At 43.9% G+C, this 15,532-nt stretch carries 14 protein-coding genes; all 14 read left to right on the plus strand.

What is annotated here, in order from left to right:
* Window positions 1-236: 236 nt before the first annotated feature.
* The 14 genes from sdaAB to rpsP all read left to right on the plus strand — a co-directional run bounded on the left by sdaAB (window position 237) and on the right by rpsP (window position 15,520).
* Window positions 237-899, plus strand: a complete 663-nt coding sequence (gene sdaAB / locus MKX49_RS06285) for an L-serine ammonia-lyase, iron-sulfur-dependent subunit beta (protein WP_034313754.1) — start codon at window positions 237-239, stop codon at window positions 897-899.
* Window positions 900-936: 37 nt separating this feature from the next.
* Entirely contained in the window at window positions 937-1,821 is an 885-nt protein-coding gene (sdaAA, locus tag MKX49_RS06290) for an L-serine ammonia-lyase, iron-sulfur-dependent, subunit alpha (RefSeq protein WP_340875705.1), read from the plus strand.
* Entirely contained in the window at window positions 1,818-3,869 is a 2,052-nt protein-coding gene (gene recG, locus MKX49_RS06295) for an ATP-dependent DNA helicase RecG (protein ID WP_340875707.1), read from the plus strand. Before sdaAA ends, recG begins: the two co-directional genes overlap by 4 nt.
* Window positions 3,870-3,987: 118 nt before the next feature.
* Window positions 3,988-4,545, plus strand: coding sequence for a transcription factor FapR (gene fapR / locus MKX49_RS06300; protein ID WP_034313744.1), 558 nt, complete (start codon window positions 3,988-3,990; stop codon window positions 4,543-4,545).
* Between the two features lie 24 nt (window positions 4,546-4,569).
* Window positions 4,570-5,556: a phosphate acyltransferase PlsX gene (plsX, locus tag MKX49_RS06305; protein WP_034313740.1), complete on the plus strand. Its 987-nt coding sequence runs from the start codon at window positions 4,570-4,572 to the stop codon at window positions 5,554-5,556.
* Between the two features lie 27 nt (window positions 5,557-5,583).
* The gene (gene fabD / locus MKX49_RS06310) at window positions 5,584-6,531 is read left to right on the plus strand and encodes an ACP S-malonyltransferase (protein WP_034313737.1); all 948 of its coding nucleotides are present in this window, start codon (window positions 5,584-5,586) and stop codon (window positions 6,529-6,531) included.
* Entirely contained in the window at window positions 6,528-7,271 is a 744-nt protein-coding gene (gene fabG / locus MKX49_RS06315; protein WP_053534365.1) for a 3-oxoacyl-[acyl-carrier-protein] reductase, read from the plus strand. The genes fabD and fabG overlap by 4 nt, the downstream gene beginning before the upstream one ends.
* 57 nt (window positions 7,272-7,328) lie before the next feature.
* Window positions 7,329-7,562, plus strand: coding sequence for an acyl carrier protein (locus tag MKX49_RS06320; RefSeq protein WP_034313729.1), 234 nt, complete (start codon window positions 7,329-7,331; stop codon window positions 7,560-7,562).
* Between the two features lie 260 nt (window positions 7,563-7,822).
* Window positions 7,823-8,566, plus strand: coding sequence for a ribonuclease III (gene rnc / locus MKX49_RS06325; RefSeq protein WP_034313726.1), 744 nt, complete (start codon window positions 7,823-7,825; stop codon window positions 8,564-8,566).
* 20 nt (window positions 8,567-8,586) lie between these two features.
* Window positions 8,587-12,150: a chromosome segregation protein SMC gene (smc, locus tag MKX49_RS06330; RefSeq protein ID WP_252297588.1), complete on the plus strand. Its 3,564-nt coding sequence runs from the start codon at window positions 8,587-8,589 to the stop codon at window positions 12,148-12,150.
* A gap of 27 nt (window positions 12,151-12,177) precedes the next feature.
* Window positions 12,178-13,194 carry a signal recognition particle-docking protein FtsY gene (ftsY, locus tag MKX49_RS06335; RefSeq protein ID WP_340875711.1) on the plus strand — a complete coding sequence of 339 codons (1,017 nt, stop codon included), beginning with the start codon at window positions 12,178-12,180 and terminating at the stop codon, window positions 13,192-13,194.
* A gap of 216 nt (window positions 13,195-13,410) precedes the next feature.
* Window positions 13,411-13,743, plus strand: coding sequence for a putative DNA-binding protein (locus tag MKX49_RS06340; protein ID WP_034313718.1), 333 nt, complete (start codon window positions 13,411-13,413; stop codon window positions 13,741-13,743).
* An 11-nt stretch (window positions 13,744-13,754) separates the two neighbouring features.
* Window positions 13,755-15,095, plus strand: a complete 1,341-nt coding sequence (gene ffh / locus MKX49_RS06345; RefSeq protein WP_034313716.1) for a signal recognition particle protein — start codon at window positions 13,755-13,757, stop codon at window positions 15,093-15,095.
* A gap of 152 nt (window positions 15,096-15,247) precedes the next feature.
* Window positions 15,248-15,520: a 30S ribosomal protein S16 gene (rpsP, locus tag MKX49_RS06350; RefSeq protein ID WP_048684918.1), complete on the plus strand. Its 273-nt coding sequence runs from the start codon at window positions 15,248-15,250 to the stop codon at window positions 15,518-15,520.
* Window positions 15,521-15,532 lie beyond the last annotated feature (12 nt).

Consider the following 15,532-nt stretch of genomic DNA (forward strand, 5'->3'; position numbering starts at 1 on the left):
CGGTGAGCCTCCTCGGCGTAAACGCCTGTGGGGTCTCACCTGTCCCGCTGCTCCCGCAGGAGTCTCGCACTTCCGCTCCAATCAACCTTAAATAGTTTCGTTTTAAAAACAACAATCTTTACGAAAAGAGCCTTTATTTTTATGAAAAGAAGGATTACGGACAGCATAATTGTAATTACAATATATCAGGCTTTATTATTAAACTGACTCCAATTGAATAGAAGGAGGAGCTAATCATGAAATTTAGAAGTGTATTCGATATAATTGGTCCTGTTATGATCGGCCCCTCTAGTTCCCATACAGCAGGAGCTGCAAGGATCGGTAGGGTTGCCAGGAATTTATTCGACCGGGAACCAAAATGGGCCCATATTTCTTTTTACGGATCGTTTGCCAAAACCTATAAAGGCCATGGAACGGATGTAGCCATTGTAGGAGGCTTGCTTGATTTTGATACATTTGATGAGAGAATCAAAGAATCGCTGGAAATAGCACGCAAAAAGAAAATGAAAATTACATTTCGAGAAGAAGAGGCAGTACCGGAACATCCCAATACAGCAAAAATAACTGTTGGTGATGATGATGGTGAACTGGAACTTGTCGGAATATCGATAGGCGGGGGAAAGATCGAAATCGTCGAATTGAACGGGTTTAAATTGAGGCTGTCCGGGCATAACCCTGCCATACTCGTCGTTCATGATGATCGATTTGGTGCCATAGCCAATGTTTCAAACATATTAGCCAAGCATCAGATCAATATTGGCCAAATGGAAGTCTCCCGAAAAGAGAAAGGGCAGATGGCCTTGATGACGATTGAAGTGGACCAAAACCTGGAGGATCACGTCATAGCTGAAATTACAGCACTCCCCAATATCACTCAAGTAGCAAGGATTGTGGATTGATAGAGCAATCGTTTCCACTTAGGAAGGAGAAGAAATCATGTTTCGAAATGTAGCGGAATTAGTAGAATTAGCTGAATCAAAGCAGAAAAAAATTTCAACGCTGATGATAGAGCAGGAAATGGAAGTAACGGGAAAAAGCCGTGAAGAAATCATCCGCCAGATGGGAGTCAATCTGGATGTAATGGAACAGGCAGTTGAAAAAGGACTTCAAGGTGTACGGTCCGTTTCCGGCCTGACGGGAGGGGATGCAGTCCTTCTTCAGAATTACATTAAATCCGGAAACTTCTTATCCGGTGAACTGCTGTTGGATGCGGTAAGCAAAGCCGTGGCAACAAACGAAGTGAACGCAGCCATGGGAACGATTTGTGCGACACCGACTGCCGGATCTGCTGGTGTTGTGCCTGGTACCCTTTTCGCTTTGCAAAATAAATTAAAACCGAATCGGGAACAGAAAATTGAGTTCCTATTTACAGCAGGGGCGTTTGGTTTTGTAGTAGCGAATAATGCTTCTATCTCTGGAGCCGCAGGGGGCTGTCAGGCGGAGGTCGGTTCTGCTTCGGGTATGGCGGCGGCAGCCATCGTTGAAATGGCAGGAGGGACACCGGCACAAAGTGCAGAAGCGATGGCAATCACATTAAAGAACATGCTTGGTCTTGTGTGTGATCCTGTTGCTGGGCTTGTGGAGGTGCCTTGTGTGAAGCGTAATGCCATGGGTGCAGCCAATGCCATGGTTGCAGCAGATATGGCTTTAGCGGGTATCACAAGCCGCATACCGTGTGATGAAGTAATTGATGCGATGTATAAAATCGGGCAAACGATGCCATCTGCTCTTAGGGAAACTGCACAAGGAGGTTTAGCGGCTACACCGACTGGGCGGGAGTTGGAAGCGAAAATCTTTGGCTTACCGCTAAATAAGAAGTGAACTCGACTTTACGCGAACCCATTACCGCAGTAAAAGGCATTGGGGCCGAAACGGCAGCAGCTTTGGGGGAAATGGAGATCCATACCGTCGCGGATCTCCTTGAGCACCTCCCATATCGCTATGAAGATTACCGGTTGAGGGATTTAGAAACGGTCGAGCATGATGAACGGGTTACTGTAGAAGGCAAAGTTCATACAGTACCCACGTTAGGGTACTTCGGAAAGAAAAAATCCAGGCTCACGATTAAAGTTTTGACTGGGAGATATTTAATAAATGTCATTTTTTTTAACCAGCCTTATCTGAAGCCGAAGCTTGCGATAGGCGAAACCGTAACGATAACGGGAAAATGGGATCGTCATCGCCAAACCATTACAGGCTCGGAATGCCATGTTGGTGATCGAAGCCGGGAGAAAGAGTTCGAACCGGTGTATTCAGTGAAGGGCAGCATTACCGTCAAAGGGCTCCGCCGCTTTATCTCCAATGCATTTTCTGAATATGGGACAATGATAGAAGAAAATCTCCCCCCGCAATTATTGGCGGCATACAAACTGATGCCGCGTAATGATGCTCTTCGTACCATGCATTTCCCTCAATCGGCCAATGAGGTGAAGAAGGCCCGACGCCGTTTTGTGTATGAAGAATTTTTAATGTTTCAACTTAAAATGCAGGCACTTCGTAAAGTGCAGCGGGAGCAGTCAAAAGGAATAGGTCAAGAGTTTGACATGGAGCGGTTGGAAGCCTTTATTGAAACCCTCCCTTTTCCTTTGACGAACGCTCAGAATAGGGTCGTCGAGGAAATAATGAATGACATGAAATCTCCCTACAGGATGAATCGTCTGCTTCAAGGGGATGTAGGGTCTGGGAAAACGGTGGTTGCCGCCATATGCCTGAAGGCTACGATTACAGCAGGTTTCCAAGGTGCACTTATGGTCCCCACGGAAATCTTGGCTGAGCAGCATACACAATCGCTGAAAGCCATGTTGGAACCGAGTGGAGTAAAGGTCGCATTGTTGACAAGTTCGGTAAAAGGCAAAAAGCGCAAGGAACTATTGCAAATGCTGGAATCCGGGGAGCTGGATCTTTTGATAGGAACTCATGCATTGATTCAAGATGAAGTGAATTTCCGGAACTTAGGTCTTGTCATAACGGATGAACAACATCGTTTCGGAGTGGAGCAGCGCCGCATCCTTCGTGAAAAAGGTACCAATCCAGATGTACTTTTCATGACGGCTACACCAATTCCGCGAACTCTCGCAATTACAGTGTTTGGGGAAATGGACGTCTCGACGATCGATGAAATGCCTGCCGGGCGTAAAGCGATAGAGACCTATTGGGCGAAACACCAAATGCTTGATCGGATCTTATCCTTTGTCGAAAAGGAACTAAAGAAAGGGAGACAGGCTTACGTCATCTGTCCATTGATTGAGGAGTCGGAGAAACTCGATTCTTTACAGAATGTTCTTGATGTTCATGCAATGCTGACACAATACTTTGCGAACAGGTACAAAGTGGGTCTTATGCATGGGCGTCTGCCCGCGGATGAAAAGGAAGAAGTGATGCAGCAGTTCAGTGCCAATGAAGCGCAAATCCTTGTTTCCACTACGGTCGTCGAGGTTGGGGTGAATGTTCCAAATGCAACGGTAATGGTCATTTATGATGCGGAGCGCTTTGGACTTTCACAGTTGCACCAGCTACGCGGAAGGGTTGGACGGGGTAGCGATCAGTCCTTTTGCATCCTGCTGGCTGATCCGAAAACGGAAGTCGGCAAAGAGCGGATGAAAATCATGACTGAGACAAACGATGGTTTTGCCCTTTCCGAAAAAGATTTGGAACTCCGTGGACCCGGGGACTTCTTCGGTAAAAAACAAAGCGGCCTTCCCGAATTCAAGGTAGCCGACATGGTCCATGATTACAGGACCCTTGAAGTGGCAAGGATGGATGCAGCAAAATTGATTGCCTCCCAAAGCTTTTGGCATTCCCCGGAGTATGCACCTTTGCGGGACTATTTAGAGGGAACGGGAGTATTTACGGGAGAAAAGCTGGACTGAACCCAATAAAAAACCAATAGCAGATTGTGAGATTTTACGCAATATCTTGCAATCTGTTTTTAAAATATATATACTACTATTAGTACCTAGTCATAATACTACGGATGGTGACCTTCAAATGCGAAGAAATAAGAAGGAACGCCAGCAATTATTAATCGAAACGATTAAACAGAATCCTTTTGTAACGGATGAGGAGCTGGCTGAAAAATATTCGGTGAGCGTCCAGACCATTAGGCTTGACCGTCTTGAATTATCGATACCGGAACTGCGTGAACGGATTAAAAGCGTGGCCGAGAAAAAATTCAGTGACGAAATCAGGGCATTGCCTTTGGATGAAATCATCGGGGAAGTAATAGATCTTAATTTAGATGATAATGCAATTTCGATTTTGGATATAAATAAAGAGCATGTCTTTAAGCGGAATGGAATCGCAAGGGGACATCACCTTTTTGCCCAAGCAAACTCATTGGCTGTGGCAGTCATAAATGATGAATTGGCATTAACTGCGAAAGCATCCATTTTATTCACTCGTTCTGTAAAGGAAAATGAAAGAGTGGTAGCTAAAGCGAGGGTTAAAAACGTGGACCACACCAACGATCGTTCCGTGGTGGAGGTTAGAAGCTACGTAGGTAATGAACTGGTTTTTAAAGGCGAGTTCGAAATGTATCGCTCTTAACTTGCTAGTAAAGGATGAAAAAAAATGAAGATAACGATAGATGCAATGGGTGGCGATAATGCTCCCAAGGCACAGGTTTTGGGAGCGATGAAAGCTGTCGAGGCTTTTTCCGATGTGGAAATTACCTTGATAGGCAATGAATCCGAGATTAACCAATACTTAGCGAAGCATGGCCGAATAAGGGTTATACATACTGATGAAAAAATATTAAGTACCGATGAACCTGTTCGTGCGGTTCGCCGCAAGAAAAGCGCATCGATGGTATTGGCTGCACAGCAAGTGGCTGACGGAGAAGCGGACGCATGCATTTCTTCAGGCAATACGGGGGCGCTAATGGCTGCAGGTTTGTTTGTGGTCGGAAGGATAGAAGGCATTGAACGTCCGGCATTGGCTCCCACCCTTCCGACGATCGATGGCAAGGGTTTTGTATTACTGGATGTAGGCGCGAACTCCGATGCGAAACCGGAGCATCTCCTTCAATTCGCCATAATGGGGTCTGTTTATGCCCAAAAAGTGCGGGGAATCGAAAAGCCCCGTGTCGGATTACTTAATATCGGAACAGAAGAAAAAAAAGGGAATGAACTGACTAAGCATGCCTTTACATTACTGCAGCAATCATCGGAGATATCCTTTATAGGTAACGTAGAGGCAAGGGACCTCCTAAACGGGCCGGCGGACGTTGTTGTGACGGACGGCTTCACGGGAAATATGGTGTTAAAGACGCTGGAAGGTACTGCTATGGGCGTATTCAAAATGGTGAAAGCTGCCTTGATGAGCAACCTCAAAAGTAAGTTGGCTGCAGCAATGGTAAAGCCAGAACTAAAAGTCATAAAAAATAAAATGGATTACTCGGAGTATGGCGGTGCTGGCCTCTTCGGTTTGAAGGCCCCTGTCATTAAGGCGCATGGTTCTTCAGATGCTAATGCGGTCTATAATGCTATACGCCAGACTCGCGATATGGTTGGAAATGACGTCATATCGACAATTGCGGAGACAATAGAAAAACAATAATAAATCATAGAGGCAGGGGAGTAACAGATGGGTAAAATTGCTTTTGTCTTTCCAGGACAAGGATCACAATCAATAGGAATGGGGCATGGCCTATTTCAGGAAAAAGAGCGTGCTCAGCAAATTTTTCGATCAGCAGATGAAAAACTTGATTTTCCGCTTACGGAATTGATCTTTAATGGCACACAACAAGAATTAACGGTGACTTATAATGCACAGCCAGCCTTATTGACTACGAGTTATGCTTTTGTCAAGGAGTTGGAAGAAGCGGGAATCAAACCCGATTATACTGCCGGGCACAGTTTAGGTGAATATACGGCATTAGTTGCATCTGGTGCAATTTCTTTTGAAGATGCCGTATATACAGTGCGTAAACGCGGTGAATTCATGGAAGCTGCGGTACCGAATGGTCAAGGCTCAATGGCTGCGATTTTGGGAATGGACCGTGAAGCTCTATCTGAAGTCACTTCTGAAATTACGGCCACAGGTGAATCCGTTCAATTGGCCAATATTAATTGTCCAGGGCAAATCGTCATTTCAGGCACCTCCGAAGGGGTTAAACTTGCAAGTGCAAAAGCCAAGGAAAATGGGGCTAAACGGGCTCTTCCTCTTGAAGTGAGCGGACCGTTCCATTCTGAATTAATGAAACCGGCAGCAGAAAAGTTACAGGGTGTCCTTGATGAAGTAAGCTTCAAACAGGCAGAAATTCCTGTCATTTCAAACGTAACGGCTAAGCCCATTACAGCACCTGCCGAAATAAAAGAAAAATTAATCGAACAGCTGTATTCACCGGTCCTTTGGGAGGACAGTGTGAAAAATCTACTTGAATTGGGCGTGGATACGTTCATCGAGGTTGGCCCAGGGAAAGTGTTGGGCGGATTGATAAAGAAAATTGATCGTTCCGTTCAAATTCATTCGGTATCCGATATAGATACTCTAACTAAAACAATTGAAACATTGAAGGGGGTACAAGCATGATCCTCGAAGGTAAAAAAGCACTTGTAACGGGAGCATCACGAGGTATTGGCAGGGAAGTTGCATTGGAACTTGCCCGTCAGGGAGCAGACGTTGCCATTAACTATTCCGGCAGTGAGGCAAAAGCGAATGAAGTGGTTGATGAAATCAAGGCATTGGGCCGGAAAGCATTCGCAATCCAATGCGATGTTGCAAATAGTGAATCAGTGACAAGCATGATCAAAGAGGTCGTCGAACAATTTGACAGAGTGGATATCCTGGTTAATAATGCCGGCATCACACGTGATAACCTTTTGATGCGCATGAAAGAAGATGAATGGGATTCTGTTATCAATACGAATCTTAAAGGCGTGTTCCTATGCACCAAAGCTGTTACAAGGCAAATGATGAAGCAGCGTAGCGGCAGGATCATCAATATGGCATCGATCGTCGGCGTCAGCGGAAATGCAGGGCAGGCTAATTATGTAGCGGCTAAAGCAGGTGTCATCGGTTTGACTAAAACGACGGCAAAGGAACTTGCATCAAGAGGCATTACGGTCAATGCGATTGCCCCAGGTTTCATCTCAACGGATATGACTGGGGAATTGCCTGAAGACGTTCAAAAAGCCATGCTGGACCAAATTCCGCTTGCACGTTTCGGTGACCCTAAAGATATTGCTGCAGTGGCGTCTTTCCTTGCTTCCGATGCAAGCAAATATATGACTGGGCAAACTCTTCATGTAGATGGCGGCATGGTCATGTAAGTTTTCTTTGATTTTTTTCGAAATTAATTTATAATGTCTTGAGGGGAGGTGAACACATTGGCAGATGTATTAGAAAGAGTAACTAAAATCGTTGTAGATCGTTTGAACGTAGAAGAATCAGAGGTAAAACTTGAAGCTTCTTTCAAAGAAGATCTTGGTGCCGATTCCCTTGATGTAGTTGAACTAGTCATGGAATTCGAAGACGAGTTTGATATGGAAATTTCGGACGATGACGCTGAAAAAATCGCCACAGTAGGTGATGCTGTGAATTACATACAAAGCACTATGTAATGAATTGTCATTTGACTAAAAGCTCCGTTTTTTAACGGGGCTTTCTCTTATTGCTTAAAGAAGTTTGATTCAGCGGCAGATAACGGAATGAGCATGTTCACGGGTATGCTCCGCCTGCATGCAGTGTCTTTTGCCTTTAGTTTTCTTTAAGCGGATAATCATGTATGATGGTACATAGGAAAGCTTGACAGGAATTCCTGCCAGGTTTCTTTTTATATATTGGAAAAATATGCTTTTTGAACCGTGGAGGGTTTTGTGTGATGCGTAGGAACGGAAATAATCGTAAACCATCAATCAAGGAAAATAAATTCAAACAGTTGCAAGAAAATCTGGGTTTTCATTTTAAAGATGAAAACTTATTGAAACAAGCTTTTACACATTCATCTTATGTGAATGAGCATCGCCGTAAGCCTTATGAAGATAATGAAAGGCTTGAATTCTTGGGGGACGCTGTACTTGAACTGACCATCTCTAAATACTTATATCAAAAATATCCGATGATGAGCGAAGGTGAACTTACCAAACTAAGGGCAGCCATTGTGTGTGAGCCTTCACTTGTTGCTTTTGCCAATAGCCTTTCTTACGGGGAATATGTATTACTCGGAAAAGGGGAAGAAATGACAGGTGGAAGGGAACGCCCTGCCATGCTTGCGGATGTATTCGAAGCCTATATTGGTGCTTTGTACCTTGATCAAGGATTAGAGCCAGTTGTGCAGTTTTTGACGAATGTCGTGTTTCCGAAGATAGACGAGGGTGCTTTTTCTCATGTGATGGATTATAAGAGCCAGCTTCAGGAGCTGATCCAGCGCGATGCCATCGGTGTCCTGCAATATAAGATCTTGCAGGAAAAAGGACCGGCCCATAATCGGGAGTTTGTTTCGACGGTCTCCCTGAATGGGGAAGAACTTGGCTCTGGAATAGGAAAGTCCAAAAAAGAAGCGGAGCAGCATGCAGCCGAGCATGCATTGATCGTTTTAAAAGAAAAAAATCAACAAGATAGTTGAACAGTAGAGGGGGAAAGGTCATGTTCCTCAAACGTTTGGACGTTGTAGGATTTAAATCTTTCGCAGAGAAAATTTCGATAGATTTTGTACCTGGTGTCACGGCAGTGGTTGGACCAAACGGAAGCGGTAAAAGTAATGTGACCGATGCAGTCCGGTGGGTCCTTGGAGAGCAGTCTGCGAAATCACTGCGTGGAGCAAAAATGGAAGATATCATCTTTTCGGGAAGTGACACGAGGAAAGCGTTGAATTTTGCGGAAGTATCATTGACCCTTGATAACGAGACCAATTCCCTGCCGATCGACTTTCATGAAGTCAGTGTGACAAGGCGTGTATATCGATCGGGAGAAAGTGAATTTTTCATTAATAATCAAGGTTGCCGTCTGAAAGACATCATAGACCTTTTCATGGATTCCGGTCTTGGGAGAGAAGCGTTTTCCATCATCAGCCAAGGGAAAGTGGAAGAAATCCTTAGCAGTAAGGCTGAAGAAAGACGAGTGATTTTTGAAGAAGCAGCCGGTGTCCTGAAGTATAAAACGAGAAAACGAAAAGCGGAATCGAAGCTGACGGAAACACAGGATAACTTAAACCGTGTCCATGATATCCTCCATGAATTGGAGGGGCAGGTGGAGCCATTAAAAATTCAGTCTTCCCTTGCCAAGGAATTTTTGGCGAAGAAAGACGAGCTAGAGCAAATAGAAGTGGCTTTAACCGTTTATGAAATTGAAGAGCTTTATGAAAAATGGGAAAAACTATCACAGGAACTTGAAAAACATAATGAAATGGAACAGCAAATGGCAGGACAGCTTCAGGACAGGGAAGCGCATCTCAAAAAGTTAAGGGATAGTCTTGCGACGCTTGAGACATCGATCAATGGCCTTCAGGAGATTCTCCTGAATGCCAGCGAAGAACTTGAAAAGCTTGAAGGCCGTAAAGAAGTTTTGAAAGAACGGAAAAAAAATGCCGCCCAAAACAAGTCACAGCTGGAAAAAGCGATTGTGGAAGGTGAGGCTGCTGTCGAGCGTTTGTCTTTGCAAAAGGAAAGAGAAACGGAAATCCTGCATGCACTGAACTTGGAAGTGAAAGGGATTTCTGAAACCTTACATGAAAAACAAAAAAGCCTCGGTCTATTCAATAGTGATATTGAAGCGGTGATCGAAGCGAAAAAGAGTGACTATATCGAGTGGTTGAACAAGCAGGCCTCGGCCAAAAACGAAAAACAATACCTGCTTCAGCAGCTTGCGCAGCAGGAACATAAAAATGCAAAACTTGATATGGAAAATGAAAAGTTCTTAACTGAAAGAATGGAAATCACTGCAAAAAAAATGGAATATTCACAGCTGATGGACAATATGACCAAGCAGCTTGAAGAGCATGTCACTTATTTCCGAAATCAGCAGAATAAATTGAACGCGGCAAAAGATACGTATCAAAAACAAGAAACCACCCTTTATAAGGCCTATCAATTCCTTCAACAGGCTAAATCGCGTAAGGAACTGCTTGAAGAAATGGAAGATGATTATGCAGGCTTCTTTCAGGGTGTAAAAGAGGTTTTGAAAGCGAAAGAAACCCTTCGAGGCATTGAAGGGGCAGTTGCGGAATTGATAAAGGTTCCAAAGGAATATGAAACGGCCATTGAAACGGCTTTGGGCGGAGCGATGCAGCATGTTGTCGTGGAACGCGAAGAGCATGCACGGGAAGCCATTTCCTTCTTGAAGAAAAATAGGTATGGGCGTGCGACTTTCTTGCCTTTATCAGTCATAAAGGCAAGAGAGATATCAGCTAACCAATTATCGATGCTGAAGAGCCATTCAGCTTTTGTAGGGACTGGTTCCTCATTGATCCAATATGATGATAGGCATGCAGCGATTGCTGAAAACCTATTAGGAACAGTGATTATCACCACAGATTTAAAAGGGGCAAATGACCTGGCGAAAATGATGCAGCACCGTTTCCGCTTCGTAACACTTGAAGGGGATATCGTTAATCCAGGTGGTTCAATGACTGGTGGAGCCTTAAAGCAAAAAACGACCTCCCTGCTTTCAAGGAAAACGGAATTGGAGGAGCTCCAACAAAAACTTGCTGCCATGGAAGTCAAAACGAATCAGCTTGAAAAGCAAGTCAAACAGCTCAAAGTGGATGTGGGTGTTCAAGAGCAAACGCTTGAACAAACCAGAAAAACGGGAGAGAGACTTCGATTACAAGAACAAACCCTTAAAGGGGAACTCCGTGAAGTGGAGCTTCAGGAAAGAAATGTGAATGAACGGCTGCATCTTTATGATTTGGATAAAAATTCATATTTAGAAGAACAACAGCAAAAAACGGCAAGACTTGAAGAGCTGGAAGAACTTTTGGAATCATGTAAATCGGAAATTGAAGGTCTGGACCGGTTGATTTCCGAAATGACCGAACAAAAGCAATCACAACAATCTTCAAAAGAGAGTCTTGCTGAAGAAACGAATGAACTGAAGGTAATGCTCGCTTCCAAGCGTGGCCAGCTGCAAAACCAAAAAGAGAAGATGGAACGCATTGAATCGGATCTTTCTAAGGAATCAAGCAGGCTTGCTGAAAACAAAGATGATTTAGGGCTCCTCACCAATGAAATGACAGACAGTTCAAGCGGGGAAGAGTCCCTGGAAGATATGGCTCAGCAGAAATTGCTCGATAAAAATGGAGCAATTGAAGGAATCACCATAAAAAAACAGGAAAAAAACGAGCTTCTAATGGAAGTTGAAACGCTCGAACTGTCCTTGAAAGAAGAAAATCGACTTTATAGAGGCATTGTCGAAGTGATAAAGGATGAAGAAGTGAAATTAACTCGTCTGGATGTCGAACTGGAAAATCGCCTCGACCACTTGCGAGAAGAATATACCCTTTCCTTTGAAGGTGCTAAAGAACAGTATCCATTGATGATGCCTGCCGACGAAGCTCAAAAAAGGGTGAAGCTCATCAAGCTTGCAATCGAGGAACTGGGGACGGTGAATTTAGGTGCAATTGATGAATACGCACGTGTAGCTGAACGCTATGAATTCCTTCTTAGTCAAAAGGAAGACCTTCAACAGGCGAAAGATACATTATTCCAAGTCATCGATGAAATGGATGATGAAATGAAACGCCGCTTTGCGGATACTTTCTATTCGATCCGTAAAGAATTCGAACAAGTCTTCAAAGCTTTATTTGGCGGAGGCAGAGCGGAGCTGAAACTGACGAATCCTGATGATTTGCTAAATACAGGGGTGGATATCATTGCACAGCCTCCCGGAAAAAAACTGCAAAATTTGAGCCTCTTATCCGGCGGAGAACGAGCATTGACAGCCATAGCCCTTTTATTCTCCATTCTAAAAGTGCGTCCTGTTCCTTTCTGTATCCTTGACGAAGTCGAGGCAGCGCTAGATGAGGCGAATGTCGTCCGGTTCAGCCAATTTTTAAGAAAGTTCAGCAGGGAAACGCAGTTCATCGTGATTACTCACCGCAAAGGCACGATGGAAGAGGCAGATGTCCTATACGGCATTACGATGCAGGAGTCAGGCGTCTCCAAACTTGTTTCCGTCCGGATGGAAGAATCAGAAAACTTTATGGAAGTTTAAAATTCATGAATTAGAGGAAGTGGGACAATGAGTTTTTTCAAAAAGTTAAAAGAGAAATTTACTACTCAGGAAGAAAAAGAAAAATCAGTTGAAGCAGAAGTATCCATTGGGGAAAAATTCAAACAAGGTTTGACAAAGACGAGGAATTCCTTTACTGGAAGGGTTAATGAACTTGTTGCCCGTTATCGGAAAGTGGATGAGGACTTCTTTGAAGAACTTGAAGAAATCCTGATACAGGCTGATGTAGGCTTTGATACTGTGATGGAACTGATTGATCAATTAAAAATGGAAGTCAAGCTTCGCAATATCTCTGATACGAGGGAAGTGCAGTCCGTTATTTCCGAAAAGCTTGTTGAAATCTACCAAGGTGATGATGAAGCGACTTCTAGCCTGAATATACAAGAAGAAGGTTTGACGGTTATTTTGTTTGTAGGGGTTAATGGGGTAGGTAAAACGACGACCATTGGTAAACTTGCCCACAAATTCAAAACAGATGGAAAATCTGTCGTATTGGCTGCAGGGGATACCTTCCGTGCCGGTGCGATTGAACAGCTTGAGGTTTGGGGTGAGCGTGTCGGTGTCAGTGTAATCAAACAGGGTGAAGGCTCTGACCCAGCAGCTGTCATGTTCGACGCCATTCAGGCCGCCAAGGCACGAAAAGCGGATATCCTTATCTGTGACACTGCCGGTCGCTTGCAGAATAAAGTGAATTTAATGAAGGAATTGGAAAAGGTGAAACGTGTAATTGAACGTGAAGTACCAGGTGCACCACACGAGGTGCTGCTTGCCCTTGATGCGACAACTGGGCAAAATGCCCTTATCCAGGCCAAGACATTCAAGGAAGCGACAAATGTTTCCGGTATTGTTTTAACAAAGCTTGATGGCACCGCTAAAGGTGGAATTGTTTTGGCGATTCGCAATGAATTGGCCATTCCCGTTAAATTTGTCGGGCTAGGTGAAAAAATGGATGATCTACAGGAATTCGATGCCGAGAAATATGTTTATGGCCTTTTTGCTGATATCATCGATAAAGAAGAGGTTTAAGGGAAAATTGTAAGCCGGAAGAGTTCATTCTCTTCTGGTTTTTTTACCATGATAATTGGAGGACCAATTGAAGAAAGGTCCAAAAAAGAAGCGGAAAATGAAAAAATAATGCTTTGCAAACACGTGGTAAGGAGTTTAACTTGACATCAAATAAACAAGGCTTTACAATATAAACTTGTAAAGGGTTTTCACTTAACAGCAGGGAGGCTTGCTAAGATGCTTGAAAAGACAACGCGGATTAATTATTTGTATGACTTTTACCAATCGTTGTTAACAGAGAAGCAGCAGAGCTACATGTCCCTCTACTATCTGGATGATTACTCTCTTGGCGAGATTGCCGATGAATACGAAGTCAGTAGGCAGGCAGTCTATGATAATATAAAAAGAACAGAAGCGATGCTTGAGGAATATGAAGCAAAGCTATTGTTATTTCAAAAATTTCAAGAGCGTAACCAGTGGATTGCGAATATGAAGGGACTCATAGAAAAGGAATCCTTTTCAAAAGAGAAGCTGCTAGACGCAATCACAACGCTTGAGAAGTTGGATTAGGAGGCGGCAATATGGCATTTGAAGGATTGGCCGACCGACTGCAGAGCACGATGCAAAAGATCCGTGGAAAAGGGAAGGTCAACGAAGCGGACGTGAAAGAAATGATGCGTGAAGTTCGATTGGCCCTGCTTGAAGCGGATGTTAACTTTAAAGTCGTGAAGGATTTTGTAAAACGTGTCAGTGAACGTTCGGTAGGTCAGGAAGTGCTGAAAAGCTTAACCCCCGGTCAACAGGTAATTAAAGTAGTTAAGGAAGAATTGACTGAGCTGATGGGCGGCGAACAGAGCAAGATTGCCGTTGCCTCGAAACCACCGACTGTCATTATGATGGTAGGTCTTCAGGGTGCTGGTAAAACGACGACCACCGGAAAGCTTGCCAATCTTCTTAGAAAAAAATACAACCGCAAGCCATTGCTCGTTGCGGCTGATATTTACCGTCCGGCGGCGATTAAGCAGCTCGAAACACTTGGCAAACAATTAAGCATGCCTGTTTTCTCCCTTGGGGACCAGGTCAGCCCTGTTGAAATTGCCAAACAGGCAATTGAAAAAGCTAAGGAAGAACATCATGACTATGTGTTGATTGATACCGCAGGCCGTCTTCATGTGGATGAAAACTTGATGGGCGAACTGAAGGATATCAAAGAGTTGACAAAACCTGATGAAATCTTCCTGGTTGTCGATGCGATGACAGGTCAGGATGCGGTCAATGTAGCCCAAAGCTTCAATGAACAGCTAGGCCTGACAGGAGTCGTATTAACGAAACTTGATGGGGATACACGTGGTGGTGCGGCACTTTCAATTCGTTCAGTCACCGACACGCCGATCAAATTCGTCGGTATGGGTGAAAAATTGGATGCACTTGAAGCGTTCCATCCAGAGCGGATGGCGTCAAGGATCCTCGGCATGGGTGATGTATTGACCCTTATCGAAAAAGCACAGGCCAATGTAGATGAAGAAAAAGCGAAAGAATTAGAGAAAAAGATGCGTACCGCCACTTTTACCTTTGATGATTTCCTTGATCAGCTTGGTCAGGTGCGGAATATGGGACCGCTTGATGATATTCTGAAAATGATTCCCGGTGCGAATAAAATGAAAGGGATGGACAACCTTCAGATCGATGAGAAACAGATCGGTCATGTTGAAGCTATCATCCGTTCAATGACAACGCATGAAAAGGAACATCCGGAAACCATGAATGCATCCCGCAAGAAACGGATTGCAAAAGGAAGCGGCAGATCGATTCAAGAAGTGAACCGTCTACTGAAGCAATTCGAAGAAATGAAAAAGATGATGAAACAGGTCACGAACATGCAAAAAGGAAAGAAAAAGGGATTCAAATTCCCGTTCATGTAAGGTTTATTTCAGGTCTAAACTGAGGCGAATACGGGTCGAAGCCATGTATTTCAACACTTTTTTTACCTGTTAAGAAAAAAACCTTTACAAACATGCAAGACATTTGATATTATACTATCTTGTGTGAAACTATTCGGAGGTGCTTATTTAAAATGGCAGTAAAAATTCGCTTAAAACGTATGGGAGCTAAAAAATCTCCTTTCTATCGTATTGTAGTTGCAGATTCTCGTTCACCACGTGACGGACGTTACATTGAAGTGGTAGGAACTTATAACCCGGTTGCTCAACCAGCTAAAGTTGAAATCAACGAAGAGCTTGCTCTTAAATGGTTACAAGATGGAGCTAAACCATCTGATACAGTTCGTAACTTATTCTCTACACAAGGCATCATGGAAAAATTCCATGTTGCAAAAAACAGCAAGTAATCGACGGTAGTT

The sequence above is a fragment of the Peribacillus sp. FSL M8-0224 genome (genome assembly GCF_038003055.1).
Lineage (GTDB): Bacteria > Bacillota > Bacilli > Bacillales > DSM-1321 > Peribacillus > Peribacillus frigoritolerans.

Excerpts from the sequence above, each read along its gene's own strand:
- sdaAB (WP_034313754.1), top strand. The coding sequence starts at position 237 with ATGAAATTTAGAAGTGTATTCGATATAATTGGTCCTGTTATGATCGGC.
- sdaAA (WP_340875705.1), top strand. The coding sequence starts at position 937 with ATGTTTCGAAATGTAGCGGAATTAGTAGAATTAGCTGAATCAAAGCAG.
- fapR (WP_034313744.1), top strand. The coding sequence starts at position 3,988 with ATGCGAAGAAATAAGAAGGAACGCCAGCAATTATTAATCGAAACGATT.
- plsX (WP_034313740.1), top strand. The coding sequence starts at position 4,570 with ATGAAGATAACGATAGATGCAATGGGTGGCGATAATGCTCCCAAGGCA.
- fabD (WP_034313737.1), top strand. The coding sequence starts at position 5,584 with ATGGGTAAAATTGCTTTTGTCTTTCCAGGACAAGGATCACAATCAATA.
- fabG (WP_053534365.1), top strand. The coding sequence starts at position 6,528 with ATGATCCTCGAAGGTAAAAAAGCACTTGTAACGGGAGCATCACGAGGT.
- rnc (WP_034313726.1), top strand. The coding sequence starts at position 7,823 with ATGCGTAGGAACGGAAATAATCGTAAACCATCAATCAAGGAAAATAAA.
- smc (WP_252297588.1), top strand. The coding sequence starts at position 8,587 with ATGTTCCTCAAACGTTTGGACGTTGTAGGATTTAAATCTTTCGCAGAG.
- ftsY (WP_340875711.1), top strand. The coding sequence starts at position 12,178 with ATGAGTTTTTTCAAAAAGTTAAAAGAGAAATTTACTACTCAGGAAGAA.
- MKX49_RS06340 (WP_034313718.1), top strand. The coding sequence starts at position 13,411 with ATGCTTGAAAAGACAACGCGGATTAATTATTTGTATGACTTTTACCAA.
- ffh (WP_034313716.1), top strand. The coding sequence starts at position 13,755 with ATGGCATTTGAAGGATTGGCCGACCGACTGCAGAGCACGATGCAAAAG.
- rpsP (WP_048684918.1), top strand. The coding sequence starts at position 15,248 with ATGGCAGTAAAAATTCGCTTAAAACGTATGGGAGCTAAAAAATCTCCT.